Here is a 20,348-nt window from a genome sequence, read left to right as displayed (position 1 = left end):
GGGGTGGGGGGTGCAGACACTGACATTCCGCGGTCCCTCTGGTCCTTGAGAGCGGGGAAGGGCCGATCGACATGGGTCGGCCCGCGGGGCGGAGCCGTGCCACCGGGTTCCTGTTGATCACTCCGGTGGGCTTCCGGCTCATGCTAGTCAGCGTCACGGACACGTATGCCCGACCCGCCGGGAACCCCACCGAGGAGCGAACTTCCCGCGCATCCCGCCGATCGAAAGCACCAATGTGATACGGGCGTTCGCACCCGGCCAGTGGCCCGCTCGCGCGGTCGCCGGACGGGCCGGGCCCGGACGCGGCGACACCATCTGGGTGACTGTGGGATGCGGTGGGGCGCGACAGCGGATCGTATGGGTGCCATGCGCAGACCCATAGCCGTGGCTTCAAGCCACTCACGCCTGCTCACGACAGGCGTGCTCCTCGCCTCCCAGTCACTCCTGCTGACCCTGTCGGCGGTCCCCGCGACCGCCGGAGACGCCGGGTCGCCCGTCCGCGGTACCGCCTACATGGGACGGGGTGTCCTCGCCCACGAAGGTGTCCAGGGGCGGCCCGCCGGAACCCGCGCCAGTCAGATCGAGGGCGTGGACGTCTCCAGCCACCAGGGCAACGTCGCCTGGTCGACCCTGTGGAAGAGCGGGGTCAAGTGGGCCTATGTGAAGGCCACCGAGGGGACCTCCTACCGCAACCCGTACTTCGCCCAGCAGTACGGCGGCTCCTACGACACCGGCATGATCCGCGGTGCGTACCACTTCGCGACCCCGGACACCTCCGGCGGCAAGGCCCAGGCCGACTACTTCGTCGACCACGGCGGCGCCTGGTCGAAGGACGGCAAGACCCTGCCGGGCGTCCTCGACATCGAGTACAACCCGTACGGGGCCACCTGCTACGGCAAGACCAAGACCCAGATGGTGAGCTGGATCAAGAGCTTCGTGGACCGGTACAAGGCGCGTACCGGGCGCGAGGCCGCCATCTACACCTCCACCAACTGGTGGACGCAGTGCACCGGCAACTCCAGCGCCTTCGGCGCGAAGAACCCCCTCTGGGTCGCCCGGTACGCCTCGTCCGTGGGGGCCCTGCCGGCCGGCTGGGACTTCCACACGATGTGGCAGTACACCTCCACCGGAAAGACCGTCGGGGACCACAACAAGTTCAACGGATCGCTGGACCGCGTCAAGGCCCTGGCCAAGGGCTGACGGGGACCGGCCGTCGGGCGCCGGTCGCGGTCTCAGCGGCCGGCGTGGGGTTCCAGGATGCCGGTGACCTGCTCGCGCATCACGTCCCGGGCAGCGGGCGGCAGTCCGCCGAGATCCGTACTCTCCAGGGCGTCGACGGCCTCGTCGGCGCCCCCTTCGCACGCGGTGCTGCCACCGACCACTTCGTAGCCGTCCCGGACGGCGACCCGCAGCCGGGGCCGGCCGTCGTCTTCGGTGTGCACGGCCGTGGCGACCACCAGCGGCGGCGGCCCGCCCGCCGCGGCGGGCTCCTTGCGGTAGCCACTGGCCGTCGGGGTGCGCCAGCGCAGACCGAGCAGCAGGTGCCGCTTGGCCAGCACCTCGGCCAGGTCGGTCTCGTAGGTCCCGTCGGAGCCGAGCACGGTGGCGCGGGCGTCCAGCACGAGGGCCGCGGGCAGCAGGCAACGCAGGGTGCTGCCCACGAGGTTGCCGCCGACCGTCGCCGCGCGGCGCACGGCTCCGGTGCCCACCGAGCCCGCCGCCCGGCGCAGCACCTCCGGTACCCGCTCGTCGATGCGGTGCAGCAGTACGGCCGCGCCCAGCGCCTCGGGTTCGAGGACGGTCGCCTCCGGCAGCTCGCGCAGGGACATGGCCAGTTCGGGGAAGCCGTCGCGTTGCCAGGCGGCCCACACGAGCGTGGCGCCGCCGACGGGCACCGCTCCCTCCGCCATGCACTCCTGTGCCTCGGACACGGACGTGGGCAGACGCAAGTGCATGCTGATCGACCTGCTTTCCCGGCAGTCGGCGGTGGGGCGACGAGGCGTCCCCCCGCCGCGTGATCACGGCCACTGTGATTGTCCGTACCGCCGACGGGGCGCGTACAGGGCTCACTCGGCTCCGATATGCGCCCCCCACGCGCCGGTGCACCTCCTGCGGGTGCGCTACGCGCGTCGTGCCACGAAGACGAGTTCGCGGCCCCGGCGGTCGGGGGCGTCGCGCACCTCCCGGACCTCGAAGCCCCGTCCGGTCAGGTCGGCCTCCACCTCGGCCCGGTCGCGGAAGCGCAGCGTCGATTCGGAGGTCAGCACTCCGCCGTCCGCGGTGAAGACGTAGGTCCAGCGGAAGGTGACCAGCGGGCCGCTCACGTCCAGCAGGTCGCACCAGCTCTCCACCGCACCGGCGCCGGGGATCTCCACGACCCGGTGCGTGTGCTCGCGGTCCCACTCCTCCCAGGCGCGCCGGGCCGGGTCGCGGGTCTCGAACACCAGGTGCCCGCCGGGCCGCAGGGCCTCGTACGCCCCGCGGAGTGTCCCCTGCCACGCCTCTGGCCCGGTGATCGCCTGGGCGACGTTGGCCGTCATGGTCGCCAGGTCCGTCCGCAGCGGGGGCAGCGAGGCCGCGTCCCCCTCGATCCAGCGCACCCGGGCGGCGCCCGGCTTGCCACGGGCCACGGCGAGGGAGGCCGCGGCGGGGTCCACGCCGACCACCTCGATGCCCCGGTCGGCCAGCAGCAGGGCGAACACCCCCGTACCGCAGCCGATGTCCAGCACGCGCCGGGCGCCGAACTCGCCGGCCATGCGCAGGTACGCGTCCAGGTCGCCGCGATCGGTGTCCAGCGCGTCGTGGACGGCGGCGAGCCGCGGATGCCGGAAGCACTCGTCAGCCATACGGCCGACGATAACTCCCCCTCGCGCGCGTGCGGCCGGCTCGCGTGCGTGCGCGCGGTCGGACGCAGTACCCGCCTGGTTCCCCGCCGGCCTCGCCGAGCCGGTGCGGTGGGAGCGGACGCGGGGTGCACCGGCGCACCGGGCGCCGTCCGGCGTGCCTCGGTGCGGGGCGCCGGTGCGCGTTCGCAGGGATCGCACGGGGTATCACCCAGGCGGGCCCCCGAGACCGCCGCCCCGGACACCCGCGCGGTCACCCGTCTCCCACGGAAGGCGCACCTACATGACCGAGCCTCACGGCCTGGAGCCCGTCGCGACGTTCTGCGGCAACTGCGACTGCGGCTGTCCCCAGTTGTTCGTCGACCCGCACGCACCGGCGGAGCGGCGGATCGTTCTGACCGACGACTTCGGCCAGCGCGTGCAGATGAGCGCCGACCAGTTCTCGTCGCTGGTCGACGACGCCAAGCAGGGCAAGCTGGACGGCGTCGCCCTGCCCTGACCGGTCCGCCGGACAGCCGCGGGGCCTTCCGGGTGAACGGCCCCGCACTTCCCCGGTCGGCCTCCGTCGACCGGGGAACAAGGACGGGCATGCGCGCACTCGTCATCAACTGCACCCTGAAGCCCTCCCCCGCGCCGTCCAACACCGAGGCCCTCGCCTCCACGGTCATCGCGGCCCTGAAGGGCCACGGAGCCGAGGTGGACGTCGTCCGGGCCGTCGACCTGAACCTGAGACCGGGCGTCGAGACCGACATGGGCGACGGCGACGACTGGCCCCAGGTGCACGAGAAGCTCCTGGCCTCCCAGATCCTGATCATCGGGTCGCCCACCTGGCTCGGCCGTCCGTCCTCCGTGGCCCAGCGGGTCCTCGAACGGATGGGCGCCATGATGAGCGAGACCGACGACGAGGACCGCCCCGTCGCCTACAACCGCGTCGCCGGTGTCCTGGTGACCGGCAACGAGGACGGCGCGCACCACGTCATCAGCGAGATCAGCGGCGGACTCGCGGACATCGGCTACACCATCCCGGGACAGGCCTGGACCTACTGGCACCTCGGCCCCGGGCCCGGACCCGACTTCCTCGACGACGAGCGCGGCCACGACTGGGCGCTCTCCACCGGCCGGGCCATGGCGTCCAACCTCGTGCACGCCGCGCGCGCCCTCGCCGCGCTGCCCGTGCCCGCCCCGCCGTCCTGACCTCGCAGGCCCCGTTACGGCACCCATGGTCACCGACCTGGCCCGCGGATGTCTGAGGGTCCCGATACGGGGCATTCGTGCACGAGCAACGACGTACGACACACATGAGGAGCTGAGGTCCGCCATGACGCACGACCTGACCCCGAAGTACACGGTCCCCGGCATCGAGCGCGAGGCCGCCGGACGGCTGATCGGTGTGCTGCGACTGCGCCTGCACGCCCTCAACGATCTGCACCTGACCCTCAAGCACGTGCACTGGAACGTCGTCGGGCCGCACTTCATCGCCGTGCACGAGATGATCGACCCGCAGGTCGACCAGGTACGCGACATGGCCGACGACGTCGCGGAGCGCATCGCCGCGCTCGGCGGTGTGGCACAGGGCACGCCCGGGGCCCTGGTGTCGGAGCGGAAGTGGGACGACTACTCCATCGGCCGGGCCGACGCGATCGCGCACCTCGGTGCGCTCGACCTGGTCTACACCGGCGTGGTGGAGGGCATGCGCGCGGCCGTGGAGGAGGCTGGCAAGATCGACACCGCCACGGAGGACCTCCTGATCGGCCAGCTCCGGGACCTGGAGCAGTTCCAGTGGTTCGTCCGGGCCCACCTGGAGAGCGCCGGAGGCACCCTGGCGACGGGCAGCGCGGAGTCGGAGACGGAGGCGGCGGCCCGCGGCGCCGAGATCGGCTGACGGCCGGCCCCGTCGGACGCGGGGCGCGCCGGGCCCGCCGTCATCGGCGCCCGGCCGCCCCCGCGGGCGGCTCGGCCCGGACGGTTCAGCGCCGGCCGAGCCGCCGTTCGCCGCGGCTGCCCTGCTCGTACGGCAGCTTGTAGTGCTCGAAGACCGCGCCCTCCTCCTCGGCCGCGAGCTCACCGTCCGGATCGATCCCCGGGGCGTCCTTGACCAGCGACTTGTCGTAGGTCACCTTCACATAGCCCGGTCCGACGGTGGCCTTGTCCACCGGCACGAAGACGAGACGACGCCGGGTCGGCAGGCCGACCGTGACCGTCGCGAACGCGGGGCGGTCGGTCAGCGTGTCGAAGTAGACGGACTCCAGAGTCCCGATCTTGCGGCCGTCGTGGTCGACGACGTCCTGGCCGCGCCAGTCACGAATGTTTTCGGCTTCAAACATGCCCTCTCCCCTTCCGAGAACGCGCTCCCTGTCTAGTTCCCCGCTTCACGCGTCTGTCGCGCCCCTGTCGCCCCACCGGCCCACTGCCCGTAAGGCACCGGCGAAAATCGAGGGGTGTGCGGCGCGTGACCCGGGGTAGGCGGTCCTTCGTCGGCCGACAGGGTGACGACGACGGGGGCCGATCGACAGGGAGGGCACATCATGGCGACGACGACCGCACAGGCGACGCACACCACCACGGACATGCCGGAGATCACGGATCCGTCCAAGGTGGCGCCCAAGGACGCGCGGGAGTTGTCGAAGCTGTTCTTCGAGCAGCTCACGGTGCTGGAGGAGGGGACGCCCGAATACCAGTACGCCCGCAACACCCTGATCGAGATGAACATGTCCCTCGTCCGCTTCGCGGCCGGCCGGTTCCGCAGCCGCGGCCCGGAGGAGATGGAGGACATCGTCCAGGTCGGCATGATCGGCCTGATCAAGGCGATCGACCGGTTCGAACTCACCCGTGAGGTCGAGTTCACCTCGTTCGCCGTGCCGTACATCGTCGGGGAGATCAAGCGGTTCTTCCGGGACACCTCGTGGGCCGTGCACGTCCCGCGGCGTCTCCAGGAGGCGCGCGTCCAGCTGGCGCGGGCCACCGAGGAGCTGCGCAGCCGTCTGGGCCGCAACCCCACCACGCAGGAGCTCTCCGAGCTGATGAGCCTGCCCGAGGACGAGGTCGTCGAGGCCCGCCTGGCGGCCAACGGCTACAACTCCGCCTCCCTGGACGCGGCCATCAACGGCAGCGAGGACGGCGAGTCGGCGCTCGCGGACTTCATCGGCACCGACGACGCCGCGCTGGCGCTCGTGGACGACTTCCACGCCCTCGCCCCGATGATCGCCCAGCTGGACGAGCGCGACCGGCAGATCATCCACTGGCGGTTCGTCGAGGAGCTCACCCAGAAGGACATCGGCGAGCGGCTCGGCGTCTCGCAGATGCACGTGTCCCGGCTGATCTCGCGTCTGCTGGGCCGCCTGCGGGAGGGCATGCTCAGCACCACCTGAGCATCTGATCGGCGGTGCGCCGCCTGAGCCGGGTCTCCCGCTCAGGCGGCGCTCTTCTTCTTGCGGCGGCCGCCGGCACCGGTGAGCGCGTCGACGAGCTGGCCCCGGCTCATCTTCGAGCGTCCGGCGATGTCCTGTTCGGTGGCCCGCTGGTACAGCTCGGCCTTGCTCAGCTCCCGCAGTTCGGACCGCTTGGGCCGGGCCCCGCGCGAGGGGGCGGCGGCCTTCTTCCGCGGTGCGGACTGCCGCTTGCCGCCCGCGCCCCCCGCCTGTTCCAGGCTGCCCCGCAGTACGTCCATCAGGTCGACGACGTCGGTGGCCCGCGGTGCCTCCTCCGCGACGGCGATCTCCTCGCCCTCGGCCTTGGCCCGGACCAGCTCGCGGACCTTCTCCTGGTACGTGTCGTGGTAGCGGGCCGGGTCCCAGGGGCCGCTGAGGGCGTCGACCAGCCGCAGCGCCATGTCCAGTTCCTTGCCGCGGCCCACCCGGCCCGTCGGCAGCTCGGGCAGTTCCTCGACCGGGTCGCGGACCTCGTCGGCCCAGTGCAGCGTCTGGAGCAGCAGGACCCGGTCCTCGGCCCGGAGCGCGGTGAGGTACTGCCGGTTGCGCATCACGAAGGTGGCGACGCCGGCCTTGCCCGTCTCGGCGAGGGCGGTGCGCAGCAACTCGTAGACCTTGAGGTATGCCTCACCGCGCGGGGCGACGTAGTAGGTGCGGCCGAAGTACACCGGCTCGATCCGGTCCAGGTCGACGAAGTCGGTGATCTCCAGGGTGCGGGAGCGGCCCGGCGCGATCTCGTCGAGTTCGCCGGGCTCCACGACGACGTACTCGCCGTCGCTCACCTCGAATCCCTTGACGATGTCGGCGGCGTCGACCTCGTCGCCGGTGCGCTCGTTGACCCGCCGGTTGCGGATCCGGTCCGAGGTGCCGCGCTGCAACTGGTGGAAGTGGACCGTGTGGTCCTCGGTCGCGGTGAAGAGACCGACGGGCACGGAGACCAGCCCGAACGTGATCACACCGGTCCAGATCGCCCGTGCCATGGCCATTCGCTCCTTCCTGTCCCGCACCGTCCGGGTGGGGGTGAGCTAGCACAGACCCCCTTCCGAACAGTCTCTGGGCAGTCCGGCGTCCCTGCCACCGGCAGACAGAGATCGTCGGGACACGGTGTTGGGGCGTGCCGGTCGGGAGGGGTCAGCTGGTGGGTGCGGGCCGGCGGCCGACGAGGGCCTGGAGGGTCACGGCGAGTGCCATCAGGACGATGCCGAACCAGACGACGCCGGAGACGCCCACGTGGTCGGCGAACAGCCCGCCGATGAGTGCGCCCAAGGCGATGCAGGTGTTGTAGGCCATGGTGTTGAGCGACATCGCGGCCTCGAAGGTCTCGGGAGCCGCCGCCAGCGTCATGTTGATCTGGCTGAGCTGGACGACGCCGAAGGCGAGGCCCCAGAGGATCATGGCGGCGATCACGCCGATGTCGTTCGAGCCGACGGCCAGCAGCATGACGAGTGCGGCAACCAGGATCAGGCCGCCCACGACGAAGCTGCCCCGCAGGCTCTTGCCGACGGTCTGGCCGCCGATGAAGTTGCCGATCGCGCCGCCGATGCCGAAGACGATGAGGACGACGGTGATGAAGCCGGCGGTGGCGGAGGCGCTCTGCTCCAGGTAGGGGCGGACGAAGGTGTAGGCACCGAAGTGACCGAGGACGAAGAGGACGACCATGCACAGGACCGCGCGCAGCGGTACGTTCCTGATGGGCAGCCCGAAGACCTCGCGGACCGGGACCGCGTTGGCCGACGGGAGGGAAGGGACAGTGGCGGCGACCGCCAGGAACGCCAGGGCGCTGAAGCCGGCCCAGATGAGGAACGTGGTGCGCCAGTCGCCGGCGCTCTCCAGCAGGGTGCCGAGCGGGATGCCGACGACGGTGGCGATCGAGATGCCGGACATCACGACGGCGGCGGCCCGGTTGGCGTGCTTCTCGGGGACGATGCGCATGGCCATGCTGACGCCGATGGCCCAGAAGACGCCGCTGGCGAAGCCCATGATCAGGCGGGTGCCCAGGATCAGTGGGTAGTTCGGGGCGATCGAGGTGATCAGGTTGCCGCCAGCGAGGACGGCCAGCAGCGTGGTCAGGAGCCGGCGCCGGTTGACGCGCCGGGTCCAGGCCACGATGAACGGCACGCCGAGACCGGCCGCGACACCCTGCGCCGTGACCATGAGGCCGGCCACGCCCACGGAGATCTCGAGGCTTTCGCTGAGCGGAGTGAGCAGGCCGATCGGCATCAGTTCGGTGGTGAGGAAGACGAACAGACTGGCGGTGATGGCGGCCACGCCCAGCCAGCCCCGAGTCGGGGACGCCTGCTTCTGTGACGCGGCGGAGGCGCTTGTGTCTTCTTGAAGGGTCATGTCATCTCTCCGGATGTGGTCGGGCGTGGTGCGCGCATGCCTCATGGAGACCGGGCCCAACGGGGAGGTCATGGCGCGGGGAGGTGTGGGTCGGGGGTACGGGACGGAGCCGAGGGAGTCAGCTCGGACTCCGGTTCGGGCGGGCGCGGCCTGCCGAGCACGACCGCCAGGAAGACGACGGCCATGCCGGCGATCTGGCGGGCGGAGAGTGTCTGCTCCATGACGAGGTAGCCCAGCAGGGTCGCCACGACCGGGCTGCCCAGCGCGAGGAAGGAGACCGCCACGGCCGGCAGGCGCTCGACGCCGCGGAACCAGACGATGTAGCTCAGGACCGCGCCGAAGACGACGAGGTGGGCGAACCCGATGACATTGGATCCGGTGAAACGGTCGGGCGGGTCTTCCAGCGACAGCCAGCAGGGCAGCAGGACCAGGCCGCCCGCCGTGAGTTGCCACCCGGTGAACGTGAGCAGGCCGACACCCTCCGGCCGGCCCCACCGTTTGGTCAGGATGATGCCCGAGGCCATGCACAGGGCTCCGCCGGCCGCGGCGAGCACTCCGATGGTGTCGAGTGACGCCCCTCCCTCGAGAACGAGCAGCACAACGCCCCCGGTGCCCATCACACAGGCCAGGGCGTGGACGCCTCTGACCCTGTCACCGAGGAAGCAGGCGGCGAGGATCACGACGAACATGGGCTGTGCCGACATGATCACGGCGGCGATGCCGCCCGGAAGCCGGTAGGCCGCGACGAAGAGCAGGTAATTGAAGGCGCCGATGTTCAGCACGCCCAGCACCAGCGCGCGCCACCACCAGACGCCGACAGGCAGCCTCCGGCCGAGGGCAAGCAGGAACAGGCCGCCGGGCAGGGCTCGCACGGTGGTCGCCAGGAGCGGCCGGTCCGGTGGCAGCAACTCGGTGGTGATCAGGTAGGTGCTGCCCCAGACGGCCGGAGCCAAGCCTGTCAGGGCCGCCGTGAGTCCACTCTGCGTGCTCGTCATCGTGCCTCGAACCCCTTGGGAAGCGACCCGGGGGAGCGGGGGCCCACCCAGATGTCGGCGACGGTGGTCCCGGTGTGCGGTGGCGCGGCCATGGCGGTCACTCGTCCTTTCGGTGCTACGGGCGCCAGGGCGCGCCAGAACATGCCTCGGCGGCGTGCGCCCGGGTGCGAGAGGCGGGGAGGGCCTGCGCAAGCGCGGCTCTCGGTCATGCCGCAGGGCCTCAAACCGACTGCTGTCCAGTGGAGTTGGCCCGAGGAGGAAGTCCTGCCGTGTGCGGTGTCACCAGTGTCCGGCCTGGCACATCGATGAGTCCAACACATGCTTGTCACGTGATGCATCTCGAATCACGATGGATCAATGGAGCTTCAGCAGATGCGGTACGTGATCGCCGTGGCCGAGACGAACAGCTTCACGCGGGCTGCGCAACGCTGCCTGGTGGTCCAGTCCGCGCTGAGCCACCAGATCGCGCGTCTGGAGAAGGAATTGGGTGCGAGGCTCTTCGAACGCACCAGCCGCCGGGTCCGGTTGACCCCGGCGGGCGCCGCCTTCCTGCCCGCGGCCCGACAGTGCCTGGACGCGGCCGAGCGGGCCGCCGCCGAAGTCGCGGCGGTCGTCGGGGAGGTTCGCGGACGCCTCGCGGTAGGGCTGATTCCCACTGTCGCCGCCGTGGATGTTCCGAGCGTCCTCAAGGACTTCCACCAGCGCCATCCGAAGGCTCGGATCAGTCTCAGTGTGGGAGCGAGCGACGACCTCGTCGAACGGGTCAGGCAGGGCGAGATCGAAGTGGCCTTCCTCGGCATCCCGGTCACCGCCCGCCCCCGGGGCGTCCTGGCCCGGGAGATGGCCCGGGAGCGGCTGGTCGCCGTCGTCTCCCCGGACCATCCCCTCGCCGGTGAGACCTCGGTCGACCTGCGCCGGCTGTCCTCGGAGGTGTTCGTGGACCTTCCGGCGAGGACCGCCGGCCGGGCGCAGTCCGATCTGGCCTTCACCGCCGCCGGACTCACCCGCCACGTCGCCTTCGAGGTGACCAACGCGGACTACCTGGCCCGGCTGGTCGGTGCGGGCCTCGGCGTGGCCCTGCTCCCACCGACGTACGTGGCGGGCCTGGCCGGGACGGTCACGATCGAGGTCACGGACGCGCCGGCCCGCGCCGAGTACGTGATCTGGGGCCGGGAGGGCCTCACCCCGGCTGCCGCGGCGTTCCTGAACCTGCTGGGCATCGAGGAGGAGTGAACGCGTACGGACGAGCGGTGCGCACGCCGGGCGCGGCACTCGGGTGGGGTGGCGGGAGCGCGGCGGGTGTGCCGGTGCCGGGGCGGTCCGAACGGCCGGTAGCCCGCGCGGATCGGCCGCCGCCGGTATTCCCTGTGAGGAGGGGACGGCGGCCCCACCGACCCCGTCGGCCGTCTCCCCCACCCAACGACGTCGAACGAAGGGGCTCCGCCCATGAGCCGGCATGTGAAGGCGATCAGTCGCGAGGAACACCTGCGTTTCGTCGCGGCCCGCCCGTCCGTGAGCCATCTCCAGACCCCCGCGTGGGGCGACGTGAAACCCGACTGGCGTGCCGAGAGCCTGGGCTGGTTCGACGGGGACGGCACTCTCGTGGGCGCCGGGCTGGTGCTGATGCGGCCCTTGCCGAGGCTGCGTCGCTGTCTGGCGTACCTGCCCGAGGGTCCGGTCATCGACTGGGGCGCCGCGGACCTGGAGGGCCTGCTGGAGCCGATGCTCGGGTATCTGCGCTCGCGGGGCGCCTTCTCGGTGAAGATGGGTCCCCCGGTGGTGGCGCGGCGCTGGAGCGCGGACGCGGTGAAGGCCGCGATCGCCGACCCGGGGGCCCGGCGGCTCGGTGACGTGGAGGCCACGGTGCGGGAGGACGGGGCGGACGAGATCGCGGAACGACTGCGCGGGATGGGCTGGCGGCGCGCCGAAGCGGCCTCCGAGGACGCCTTCGCGGTGGGCCAGCCGCGCTACGTCTGCCAGGTGCCGCTCGCGGGGCGGTCGCTGGAGGCTGTCCACAACGGCCTCAACCAGCAGTGGCGCCGCAACATCAAGAAGGCGGAGAAGGCGGGCGTGAAGGTGGTCCGGGGCGACCAGGAGGATCTCGGCGCGTTCCACGAGCTGTACGTCGAGACCGCGGAACGGGACCGGTTCGTCCCCCGGCCGCTCGGCTACTTCCGGCGCATGTGGACCGCACTGACGGCCGAGGACCCCGACCGCATGCGTCTCTACCTCGCCCATCACGACGGGGAGGTGCTGGCCGCGGCCACCATGCTGACCGTCGGGGAACACGTCTGGTACTCCTACGGCGCGTCCACCGCCCGCCGGCGCGAGGTGCAGCCCAGCAGCGCCCTGCAGTGGCGGATGATGTGCGACGCGCACGAAGGCGGCGCGGCCGTCTACGACTTCCGCGGCATCACCGACACCCTGGACGAGGACAACCACCTGCTGGGACTGGTGCGGTTCAAGGTCGGCGCGGGCGGGCAGGCGGTCGAGTACCTCGGCGAGTGGGACTACCCGCTCAACAGGGTGCTGCACAAGGCTCTGGGTCTGTACATGTCGCGCAGGTGAGGCGCGGGAGCGTGGGGGTGGTGGATGGCGCGGGTGCTCGTGGTGCAGAACCATGCCGGTGGCGGGCCGGGCCGGTTCGGTGACTGGCTGGTCGCGGAAGGGCTGTCGCTGGACGTGGTGCACGCGTACGCCGGTGCGCCACTCCCCCGGCGTGCGGAGCACGAGGGCGTGGTGGTGCTCGGCGGCGGCTATCTGCCCGACGACGACGAGCGCGCGCCCTGGCTCGCGCCGACCCGCGCGGTGGTCGCGGCGGCGGTGGAGCGGGGTGCCGCCGTGTTCGGGATCTGTCTCGGCGGGCAGCTGCTCGCCCAGGTGTCGGGTGGGACGGTGCGGGGCGACCACGGCGAACCGGAGGTCGGGAGCACGCCGCTGAGCCTGCGGTCCGAGGCCGCGGACGATCCGCTCCTGCGGGGGCTGCCGTCTCGGGTGACGGCGGTCGAGCACCACAAGGACGCCGTCACCGCCCTGCCGCCCGGCGCCACCTGGCTGATGGAGAGCGAGCGGTGCCCGTACCAGGCGTTCCGCGTCGGTGAGCGGGCGTGGGGCGTGCAGTTCCATCCCGAGGCCGGGGCGGACCGGGTCCGGGCGTGGGACGCCGGGCGGCTCCGGGCGAGCGGACTTGACCCGGTGGAGCTGTCCCGCCGGGCGGAGCGCGACGAGCCCGCGGCCGAGGCGGTCTGGCACGAGGTCGCCCGGCGCTTCGCCGCGGTCGTCGGGGCGTGAGGGACCGGGGTCAGCCGCTGAAGGCGCCCTGGTCGGCGAAGACCAGCTCGGCGAAGCGTTCGCCCATGCGGCGGTGGGTGGCAGCGTCCGGGTGGAGGCCGTCGGGCAGGGGCAGTTCGGCGGTGTCGGCCTCGCCGTAGAGGTCGCGGCCGTCCAGGTAGGACAGGTGCGGGTCGGTGGCGGACCGCTGCGCCACGATCCTGGCCAGCTCGTCCCGGATGACGTTCAGGGTCAGCTTCCCGCTCGCGCGCTCCGCCGGGTCGCCCGTGGCCACCCAGCTCATCCGTCCCTCGGCGACGCCGGAGAAGTCGGGGGCGAGCGGGCCGGGCGTGTCCTCGTGGACGGGGCACAGGATGGGCGAGACGACCAGCAGCGGGGTGGTGGGATGGCCGTCGCGGATGGTGTCGAGGAAGCCGTGCACGGCCGGGCCGAAGGCACGCAGGCGCATGAGGTCGGCGTTGACCACGTTGATGCCGATCTTCACGCTGATCAGGTCGGCCGGGGTGTCGCGCATGGCGCGCGCGGTGAACGGGTCGAGCAGGGCGCTGCCGGCCAGTCCGAGGTTGACGAGTTCGACGCCGCCGAGGGTGGCGGCGAGCGCCGGCCAGGTGGTGGTGGGGCCCGCGGCGTCGGAGCCGTGGCTGATCGAGCTGCCGTGGTGCAGCCAGACCCTGCGGCCGTGGTCCGGGGCGGGCTCGACGGGGGCGTCGGTGCGCAGGGCGACGAGTTCGGTGGTCTCGTTGTGCGGCAGCCAGATCTCGATGTCCTTGTCGCCCTCGGGCAGGTCGGCGAAGCGCAGGGTGCCGACCGGGCCGCGCTCGACGTCCGTCGTGCCGGTGGTCATGTCGATGGTCAGGGTGTTGCCGCCCGCGACGCTGCCCCGGCCCGACGGGCGGCCGTCGACGAGCAGTTCGTAGATCCCCTCCGGGCGCGGCGGGGCGCCGACGTAGGACCGCTTGGTGGGCAGGGTGTCCAGTTCGAGCGCGGTGGCACGGGTGCGCAGCACGAGGCGTACGCCGGAGGGCTGGGACTCGGCCATGGCCAGCTGTCCGTCGGTGTTCTGGGCGCGGGCCGCGGCGGGGAGCCGGTGGGGCAGCAGGCCGTGCTCCGTGCGCTCCAGGTCGAGGGCGCCCCGCAGGAGGTCCCCGGTGAGGGGCGTGGTGATCCAGCCGTCCGTGGTGTGCATGTCGCCTCCGGCGATGGTGATGCGTCTCGCTGCGTCGCGCTTTCCTTCGCCGATTATGCGCTTGCCTAATTCAATTAGGCAAACGGGGTGCCGCTCCGGTCGCGGGGCGTGCGGGGTGACCGTAGACAGGAGGTGTGAGCGCGGGCCCCGAGAGAGGAGGCGGAAGAGCATGCGGCGCAGGAGCGGGCAGGGCGGGAAGACCGGCACCTCCGACGCGGGCTCGGTCGAGGCGGTCCTCGACGAGCTGTACACGACACCGCCGTCCGACTTCGTCTCCCGCCGCGAGGAACGCGCCGCCGCCGCGCGGACGGACGGCCGCAAGGACGACGCGCGGCTGATCCACGCCGCCCGCAGGCCCACGCTCGCGGCCTGGGCGGCGAACCTGCTGGCCCGCTCCCAGCCGGAGGAGAGCCGGCGGTTCCTGGAGCTGGGGCAGTCACTGCGGGAGGCGCACCGCACCCTGGACGCCGCCGGACTCAGGGAGCTGTCCGCGCAGCGGCGGCGCATCGTCACCGCTCTGTCCCGGCAGGCCGCGCACCTCGCCGACGAGGCCGGGCACCGGTTGTCCCAGGGGGCGCAGCGGGAGGTCGAGTCCACCCTGCGCGCGGTCCTCGCCGACCAGGAAGCGGCCGACCGGTGGTCCGGCGGCCGCCTGGAGGTCGCGCTCGCCCCGCCGTCGGAGTTCCCCTCGGCCACCTCCCCGGCCGCACCCGCGACACCCGCACCGGCGCCCCGGAAGGAACCGGCCGGCACCGGGGCCGAGGACGAACTCGCCGAGCGGCGCCGCAAACGGCAGGAGGACCTCGCCCGCGCCGAACAGGAGGCGGAGCGGGCCGCGGAACGACTGCGGGACGCACAGGCCCGGCAGGCGGACGCCGAGACACTGCTGCGGCGGACGGACGGGGAACACGACCGTGCCCGCGAGGCGTTGTCGGCCGCGGAGGACGAACTGCGCGCGGCACGCGAGGACCTCGACCGGACCGGGCGGGAACGGCGGGACGCCGAGGAAGCGGCCCGTACGGCCCGGAAGGCGGTGACGGGGGCGGAGCGGGAGGCACGCACCGCGGCGCGCCGGGTGGACCGTCTGGTCACGCGCGTCGGGCAGCGGGACACATCCGGTTGAGTATCCGTACTCATGATGTGTCCCACCCGTCGCGGGAGGCTTGGGTCATCAGTCACCCGAGGGAGCCAATCGTGCGTACCGGCAAGCGAGTTCGTCTGGCCCTGGCCTGTGTGGCCGCCGCGGCGGCCATGACCGGCTGCTCCGTCGAGGAGGCGACCTGCGGCGGCGGCGAGTACCCGGTCCTGTCCATCGGCGGCACCGGCAGCGCATGTGTGCCCAACGACGAGGAACCGCCCGAGGGTTACACCCGGTACCCCGAGGGCAAGGTGCCCGAGCACGTCGGCGACGCGTGGGACACCTACTGGCAGACACACACCGTCGACGAGGACGGAAGGATCGTGGAGGTGCCCCGGGGCGGGTGAGCGCGGGGGCCATGTGTGCCGAACACACACACGAGATTGCGGCGGCACATACCACGTCGGCCGCCATACGTGGTATACCGGCCCGGCAGCAAACAGGGGAACAACAGACGCTGTTCGTCCGTACTATCTGTGTGTCCCGCCGTTCCTCACGAGCCTTCACGGCCGCGAATCGAGGAGAGTCACCCTCATGTCCGAGAGCACGACGCAGTCCGCCACCCAACTGGCGTCGCAGTACAGCGTCCAGGTCACCGACGACCTGGAGCGCAACGTCAAGGAGCAGGAACGTGTCAGCGCGGAGCTCACCGCGCTCCAGCAGCAGTTGGCCGCGCTGCAGCACGACCACGCCCTGCTGGTGAGCGTGCAGCAGGCGCTCGGCATCGCCGCGCCCGAGCCCGCGACCGGTGCGGCCACCGTGCCCGCGCCGCGCGACAGCGCCCCCGCCGAGCCGGCCACCCGCGGGCGTTCGCGCGGCAGGAAGGCCGCCACCGCGCCCAAGCGGGCCGCCGCACCGAAGCCGGGCGTCAAGCAGTCCACCAAGCCGTCGGCGACGAAGCCCGCCGCCAAGCCGGCCGCGAAGTCCGCCGCGAAGCAGGGCCCGAAGTCCGGCACCAAGCAGGCCGGCAAGGCCATCACCAAGGCGGCCACGAAGGCCGCCGCCAAGCCCGCGGCGAAGAAGGCACCCGCGCCGGCCACCACCCAGCCCACGCTGGTCGAACTGGTGCGGACCCACCTCGTCGAGGCGAGCGAGCCGCGGTCCGCCGCGGAGGTCACCACGGCGCTGGGCAAGGCCCACGCCGAGCGCAACGTCAAGACCACGGTCGTGCGCACCACCCTCGAAGGGCTCGTCGCCAAGAACCTGGCCCAGCGCACCAAGCAGGGTTCCTCGGTCTACTACACCGCCACCGACGCCGCCGCGCCGAAGCAGAAGCAGGAGACCGCGAGCGCGGAAGCGTCCGCGCAGGCCGGCAGCTGAGCACACCGTCCCCCGGGGCGCGGTGCGGCGCGCGGCCGGGGGGATTCGGGGTGAGTATCGGTGGATGGGCTTTGTGCTGCCGGTGCTCTTCGCACTCGTCGCCGCGTTCAGCAACGCGCTGGCCACCGTGCTCCAGCGGCGTGCCGCGCTGAGCGTGCCGCAGTCACAGGGTTTCCGGCCGGGGCTCGTCCTCGACCTGCTCCGGCGGCCCGTGTGGCTCGGGGGCATGCTGGCCGTCGTGGTGGCCGGTGTGGGGCAGGCCGTGGCACTGGCGACGGGGCCCCTGTCACTCGTACAGCCCCTGTTCGTGCTGGAGCTTCCGCTGGCCCTGCTGCTCGCCTCGCTGATGACCGGCGGCAAGCTGCCCCAGGCCATGTGGCTCGCCGTGGGCGCGGTGGTCGTCGGGCTGGGCGTCGCGCTGGTCTCGGCGGCACCGGACCACGGCGAGGAGGATGTGCCGCTGGACCGCTGGGTGCCCGCGCTGGCGGCATGTGCCGGGGCGGCCGTGCTGCTCGCGGCGGCCGGACTGAAGCGGCCCGTCGGCAAGGCCCGCGCCGGATGCCTCGGCGCGGCCACCGCGGTGTGCTACGCGCTGACGGCCGGTCTGATGAAGGACTCCATGCGCGTCCTGGACTCCGACGGCGTGACCGGCTTCCTGTCCGCCTGGCAGACCTACGGGTTCGCCGTGGCCGGGGTGTGTGCCGTGCTGCTCCTGGAGCACGCCATGCAGGGCGGTCCGCTCGTCGCCTCCCAGCCCGCCCTGACCCTGGGCGACGCGACGGTCAGCCTGCTGCTCGGCGTGGTCCTGTACCGCGAGGACGTGCGCGGTGACTGGTGGGTCGTGCCGCAGCTGCTCGGTGTGGGCCTGATCGTCCTGGGTGTCCTCAGCCTGGCCCGGCGCGGCACCGACCTGCGCACCGCGCAGTGACCGGCTCCCCGGCCGGGATGCCCGCCTCCGCCACCTGAGGCACAGTGGTCCCAGTCGCCGAGCCACCCGGAGGGACGGCATGTCGCAGGCCGCTGCTTCCGGCGCCGACGGCGCATCCCCGCCCCCCGCCAAGCTGCCGTTGTTCACCCTGACCGCCATGGTGGTCGGGTCGATGGTGGGCGCGGGTGTGTTCTCACTGCCGGGGCGGTTCGCCGAGGAGACCGGCGTCGCCGGGGCGCTCATCGCGTGGGCGATCGCCGGTACCGGCATGCTGATGCTGGCCTTCGTCTTCCAGTCCCTGGCCGTACGCCGGCCAGACCTCGACGCGGGTGTCTACGCGTACGCCAAGGCGGGCTTCGGCGAGTACCTGGGCTTCTTCGCCGCCTTCGGCTACTGGGCCAGCACCTGTGTGGGCAACGTGACCTACTGGGTCCTCATCATGTCGACCGTGGGCTCCGTCTGGCCGGCCCTCGGCGACGGGGACACCGCCCTCGCGGTCGTCCTGTCCTCCCTCGGGCTGTGGGCCTTCTTCTGGATCATCCGGCGCGGTGTGAAGGAGGCGACCGCCATCAACAAGGTCGTCACCGTCGCCAAGCTCGTCCCCATCGTCTTCTTCGTCATCCTGGCCCTGGTGTACTTCGAACCGGGTGTGTTCGCCGACAACTTCGGCGGCGCCGACTACGCCGGTTCCCTGTTCACACAGGTGCGCGGCACCATGCTGGCCACCGTCTTCGTCTTCCTCGGCGTCGAGGGCGCCAGTGTCTACTCCCGGCACGCCAGACGCCGCTCCGACGTGGGCCGGGCGACGGTGCTGGGCTTCCTCAGCGTCTTCGCCGTCTTCGCGTCGGTCACCATCGTGTCGTACGGCATCATGCCGATGGACGAGATCGCCGGCCTGCGCCAGCCGTCCATGGCGGGCGTCCTGGAGTCGGCCGTCGGCACCTGGGGCCGGGTGTTCATCAGCGTCGGCCTGATCGTGTCGGTGCTGGGCGCCTACCTGGCCTGGACGCTGATGGCGGCGGAGGTGCTCTTCGTCGCGGCCAAGGACGACGACATGCCGCGCTTCCTGCGCCGTGCCAACGCCGTGGACGTGCCCGTGCCGGCGCTGCTGATGACCTCGCTGCTCACCCAGGTGGTGCTGGTCGCCACCAGTTTCTCGGACGACGCGTTCAACTTCGCGCTCAACCTGACCAGCGCCCTCTCCCTGGTCCCGTACCTGCTGGCGGCGGCGTTCGCGGTGCGGATCGGCACCCGGGACGATCCGCGCACCGAGGGCGGCCGCACCTCCCGGCGGGAACTGACCTGCGCGGTCGTCGCGACCCTGTACACGGCGTTCCTGCTGTACGCGGCCGGCCCGAAGTTCCTGTTGGTGTCCTTCATCCTCTACGCCCCGGCGACCGCCCTGTTCGTGATGGCCCGCCGCGAACAGGGCCGGCGGCTGTTCTCGCCCGGGGAACTGGTCGTCCTGGCCGTCTCCGTAGTGGGTGCCGTACTCGGTCTCGTAGCCCTCGCGGCCGGGTGGATCAGCCTGTGAGTCCTTCTCGAGGAGGCAGTGTGACCAGCAACGAGAGCGCCGCGCAGCCCGCGCTCGGCGTCCACTCCGAGGTCGGCAGACTGCGCAAGGTCCTGGTGTGTTCGCCAGGTCTCGCGCACCGGCGGCTCACCCCCACCAACTCCGACGACCTGCTCTTCGACGACGTGATGTGGGTGGAGAACGCCCAGCGCGACCACGCCGCGTTCGTCGGCGAACTGCGCCGGCGCAGGGTGGAGGTGGTGGAACTGCACGACCTGCTGGCGCAGATCATGGCGGTCCCGGAGGCCAAGGCATGGCTCCTGGACCGGAAGATCGTCGCCAACCGGGTCGGCGTCGGCCTCGTCGACGCCACCCGCGCCTACCTGGAGACCCTGTCGCCCCGCGAACTAGCGGATTACCTGGTCGGCGGTCTCGCCACCGGTGACCTGCCCGAGGACTTCCGCTCGCCGTACCTCGCGCTCGCCCGTGAGTCGACCGGGGCGCGCGAGTACCTGATGCCGCCGCTGCCCAACACCCTGTACACCCGCGACACCACCTGCTGGCTGTACGGCGGACTCACCCTGAACCCGCTCTACTGGCCCGCGCGGCACGACGAGACACTGCTCATGAAGGCGATCTACACCTTCCACCCCGACTTCAGGGGCTCGACGGTGTGGTGGGGCGACCCCGAACGCGACTGGGGGCAGGCCACCTTCGAGGGCGGGGACATCATGCCGGTGGGCAACGGCGTCGTCCTCATGGGCATGAGCGAGCGCACCTCGCGCCAGGCGATCACCCAGGTCGCGGGCGCGCTGTTCCGCAACGGCGCGGCCGAGCACGTCGTGGTCGCCGGGATGCCGAAGCTGCGGTCCGCCATGCACCTGGACACGGTGTTCACCTTCGCCGACCGCGACGTGGTCACCCTCTATCCGCGCATCATGGACGGGGTCCACACCTTCTCGCTGCGCCCCTCCGACCGGGCACCGGGCTTCGACGTCGTCGACGAGGGCACGACCCCCTTCACCGACGTCGTCGCCAAGGCGCTCGGCCTGTCCGCGCTGCGCGTGGTGGAGACGGGCGGCGACGCCTACGCCTCCGAACGCCAGCAGTGGGACAGCGGCAACAACGCCGTGGCGGTGGAACCGGGCGTGGTCTTCACCTACGACCGCAACACCGCCACCAACGCCCTGCTCCGCGAGGCCCGCGTCGAGGTCGTCCCGATCGTGGGCGCGGAACTGGGCCGCGGCCGGGGCGGGGGTCACTGCATGACCTGTCCACTGGTACGTGATCCGGTGGACTTCTGACCCCGGGGCGCGACGGGCGCCCGCCGCCGGGCGGTCACGGTACTCCGTACGAGTGGTGC

The 20,348-nt window shown here is 72.0% G+C and carries 21 protein-coding genes; 14 read left to right on the top strand and 7 right to left on the bottom strand.

Going from position 1 to position 20,348, the window contains the following annotated elements; all coding sequences use genetic code 11:
• Positions 1-366 precede the first annotated feature (366 nt).
• A complete protein-coding gene (locus DMH12_RS08880) occupies positions 367-1,200 on the top strand; it encodes a lysozyme (RefSeq protein ID WP_125491004.1) in 834 nt (277 codons plus the stop codon).
• Between the two features lie 32 nt (positions 1,201-1,232).
• Here the strand turns inward: DMH12_RS08880 and DMH12_RS08875 are convergent, their stop codons facing one another.
• On the bottom strand, positions 1,233-1,955 hold the full coding sequence (locus tag DMH12_RS08875) for an FAD binding domain-containing protein (protein WP_125491003.1): 723 nt from the start codon (positions 1,953-1,955) through the stop codon (positions 1,233-1,235).
• Between the two features lie 165 nt (positions 1,956-2,120).
• Positions 2,121-2,846, bottom strand: a complete 726-nt coding sequence (locus DMH12_RS08870; RefSeq protein ID WP_125491002.1) for a bifunctional 2-polyprenyl-6-hydroxyphenol methylase/3-demethylubiquinol 3-O-methyltransferase UbiG — start codon at positions 2,844-2,846, stop codon at positions 2,121-2,123.
• A 280-nt stretch (positions 2,847-3,126) separates the two neighbouring features.
• On the opposite strand from DMH12_RS08870, the gene DMH12_RS08865 reads away from it, so the two are divergent.
• From DMH12_RS08865 to DMH12_RS08855, 3 genes are all read left to right on the top strand, one after another.
• The gene (locus DMH12_RS08865; protein ID WP_125491001.1) at positions 3,127-3,342 is read left to right on the top strand and encodes a hypothetical protein; all 216 of its coding nucleotides are present in this window, start codon (positions 3,127-3,129) and stop codon (positions 3,340-3,342) included.
• 89 nt (positions 3,343-3,431) lie between these two features.
• The gene (locus DMH12_RS08860) at positions 3,432-4,037 is read left to right on the top strand and encodes a flavodoxin family protein (RefSeq protein WP_125491000.1); all 606 of its coding nucleotides are present in this window, start codon (positions 3,432-3,434) and stop codon (positions 4,035-4,037) included.
• Between the two features lie 124 nt (positions 4,038-4,161).
• On the top strand, positions 4,162-4,725 hold the full coding sequence (locus DMH12_RS08855; RefSeq protein ID WP_125490999.1) for a Dps family protein: 564 nt from the start codon (positions 4,162-4,164) through the stop codon (positions 4,723-4,725).
• A gap of 85 nt (positions 4,726-4,810) precedes the next feature.
• Here DMH12_RS08855 and DMH12_RS08850 read toward each other — a convergent pair whose 3' ends face one another.
• Positions 4,811-5,167, bottom strand: a complete 357-nt coding sequence (locus DMH12_RS08850; RefSeq protein ID WP_125490998.1) for a PRC-barrel domain-containing protein — start codon at positions 5,165-5,167, stop codon at positions 4,811-4,813.
• 201 nt (positions 5,168-5,368) lie between these two features.
• Here DMH12_RS08850 and DMH12_RS08845 point away from each other — a divergent pair, with 201 nt between their 5' ends.
• Positions 5,369-6,211: an RNA polymerase sigma factor SigF gene (locus tag DMH12_RS08845; RefSeq protein WP_122619175.1), complete on the top strand. Its 843-nt coding sequence runs from the start codon at positions 5,369-5,371 to the stop codon at positions 6,209-6,211.
• Positions 6,212-6,252: 41 nt separating this feature from the next.
• Here DMH12_RS08845 and DMH12_RS08840 read toward each other — a convergent pair whose 3' ends face one another.
• The 3 genes from DMH12_RS08840 to DMH12_RS08830 form a co-directional block, all read right to left on the bottom strand.
• Positions 6,253-7,251, bottom strand: coding sequence for a Ku protein (locus DMH12_RS08840; RefSeq protein WP_125490997.1), 999 nt, complete (start codon positions 7,249-7,251; stop codon positions 6,253-6,255).
• Positions 7,252-7,402: 151 nt separating this feature from the next.
• Positions 7,403-8,614 carry an MFS transporter gene (locus tag DMH12_RS08835; protein ID WP_125490996.1) on the bottom strand — a complete coding sequence of 404 codons (1,212 nt, stop codon included), beginning with the start codon at positions 8,612-8,614 and terminating at the stop codon, positions 7,403-7,405.
• Between the two features lie 68 nt (positions 8,615-8,682).
• On the bottom strand, positions 8,683-9,609 hold the full coding sequence (locus DMH12_RS08830) for an EamA family transporter (RefSeq protein WP_125490995.1): 927 nt from the start codon (positions 9,607-9,609) through the stop codon (positions 8,683-8,685).
• Between the two features lie 357 nt (positions 9,610-9,966).
• On the opposite strand from DMH12_RS08830, the gene DMH12_RS08825 reads away from it, so the two are divergent.
• From DMH12_RS08825 to DMH12_RS08815, 3 genes are all read left to right on the top strand, one after another.
• Entirely contained in the window at positions 9,967-10,842 is an 876-nt protein-coding gene (locus DMH12_RS08825; RefSeq protein ID WP_125490994.1) for a LysR family transcriptional regulator, read from the top strand.
• A 213-nt stretch (positions 10,843-11,055) separates the two neighbouring features.
• Complete coding sequence (locus tag DMH12_RS08820; protein WP_125490993.1) at positions 11,056-12,177, top strand: peptidoglycan bridge formation glycyltransferase FemA/FemB family protein; 1,122 nt, start codon at positions 11,056-11,058, stop codon at positions 12,175-12,177.
• Between the two features lie 24 nt (positions 12,178-12,201).
• Positions 12,202-12,900 (top strand): type 1 glutamine amidotransferase, encoded by a 699-nt coding sequence (locus DMH12_RS08815; protein WP_125490992.1) that lies wholly within the window; start codon positions 12,202-12,204, stop codon positions 12,898-12,900.
• A gap of 10 nt (positions 12,901-12,910) precedes the next feature.
• Here the strand turns inward: DMH12_RS08815 and DMH12_RS08810 are convergent, their stop codons facing one another.
• Positions 12,911-14,086, bottom strand: a complete 1,176-nt coding sequence (locus DMH12_RS08810; protein ID WP_125490991.1) for a GDSL-type esterase/lipase family protein — start codon at positions 14,084-14,086, stop codon at positions 12,911-12,913.
• A 169-nt stretch (positions 14,087-14,255) separates the two neighbouring features.
• Between DMH12_RS08810 and DMH12_RS08805 the strand changes: the two genes are divergently transcribed.
• The 6 genes from DMH12_RS08805 (at position 14,256) to DMH12_RS08780 (ending at position 20,289) form a co-directional block, all read left to right on the top strand.
• Positions 14,256-15,209 (top strand): hypothetical protein, encoded by a 954-nt coding sequence (locus DMH12_RS08805; protein ID WP_125490990.1) that lies wholly within the window; start codon positions 14,256-14,258, stop codon positions 15,207-15,209.
• A gap of 71 nt (positions 15,210-15,280) precedes the next feature.
• On the top strand, positions 15,281-15,571 hold the full coding sequence (locus DMH12_RS08800; protein WP_399186897.1) for an SCO0607 family lipoprotein: 291 nt from the start codon (positions 15,281-15,283) through the stop codon (positions 15,569-15,571).
• 187 nt (positions 15,572-15,758) lie between these two features.
• Positions 15,759-16,544, top strand: a complete 786-nt coding sequence (locus DMH12_RS08795; RefSeq protein ID WP_125490989.1) for a BlaI/MecI/CopY family transcriptional regulator — start codon at positions 15,759-15,761, stop codon at positions 16,542-16,544.
• Between the two features lie 64 nt (positions 16,545-16,608).
• A complete protein-coding gene (locus DMH12_RS08790; protein WP_125490988.1) occupies positions 16,609-17,472 on the top strand; it encodes a DMT family transporter in 864 nt (287 codons plus the stop codon).
• A gap of 79 nt (positions 17,473-17,551) precedes the next feature.
• Entirely contained in the window at positions 17,552-19,006 is a 1,455-nt protein-coding gene (locus tag DMH12_RS08785) for a basic amino acid/polyamine antiporter (protein ID WP_125490987.1), read from the top strand.
• A gap of 20 nt (positions 19,007-19,026) precedes the next feature.
• Positions 19,027-20,289 carry an arginine deiminase gene (locus DMH12_RS08780; RefSeq protein WP_125490986.1) on the top strand — a complete coding sequence of 421 codons (1,263 nt, stop codon included), beginning with the start codon at positions 19,027-19,029 and terminating at the stop codon, positions 20,287-20,289.
• The last annotated feature ends 59 nt before the right edge of the window (positions 20,290-20,348 follow it).

This window comes from Streptomyces sp. WAC 04229 (assembly GCF_003947455.1).
Classification (GTDB): Bacteria; Actinomycetota; Actinomycetes; order Streptomycetales; family Streptomycetaceae; genus Streptomyces.
This window is presented reverse-complemented; position numbering and strand designations above follow the sequence as displayed.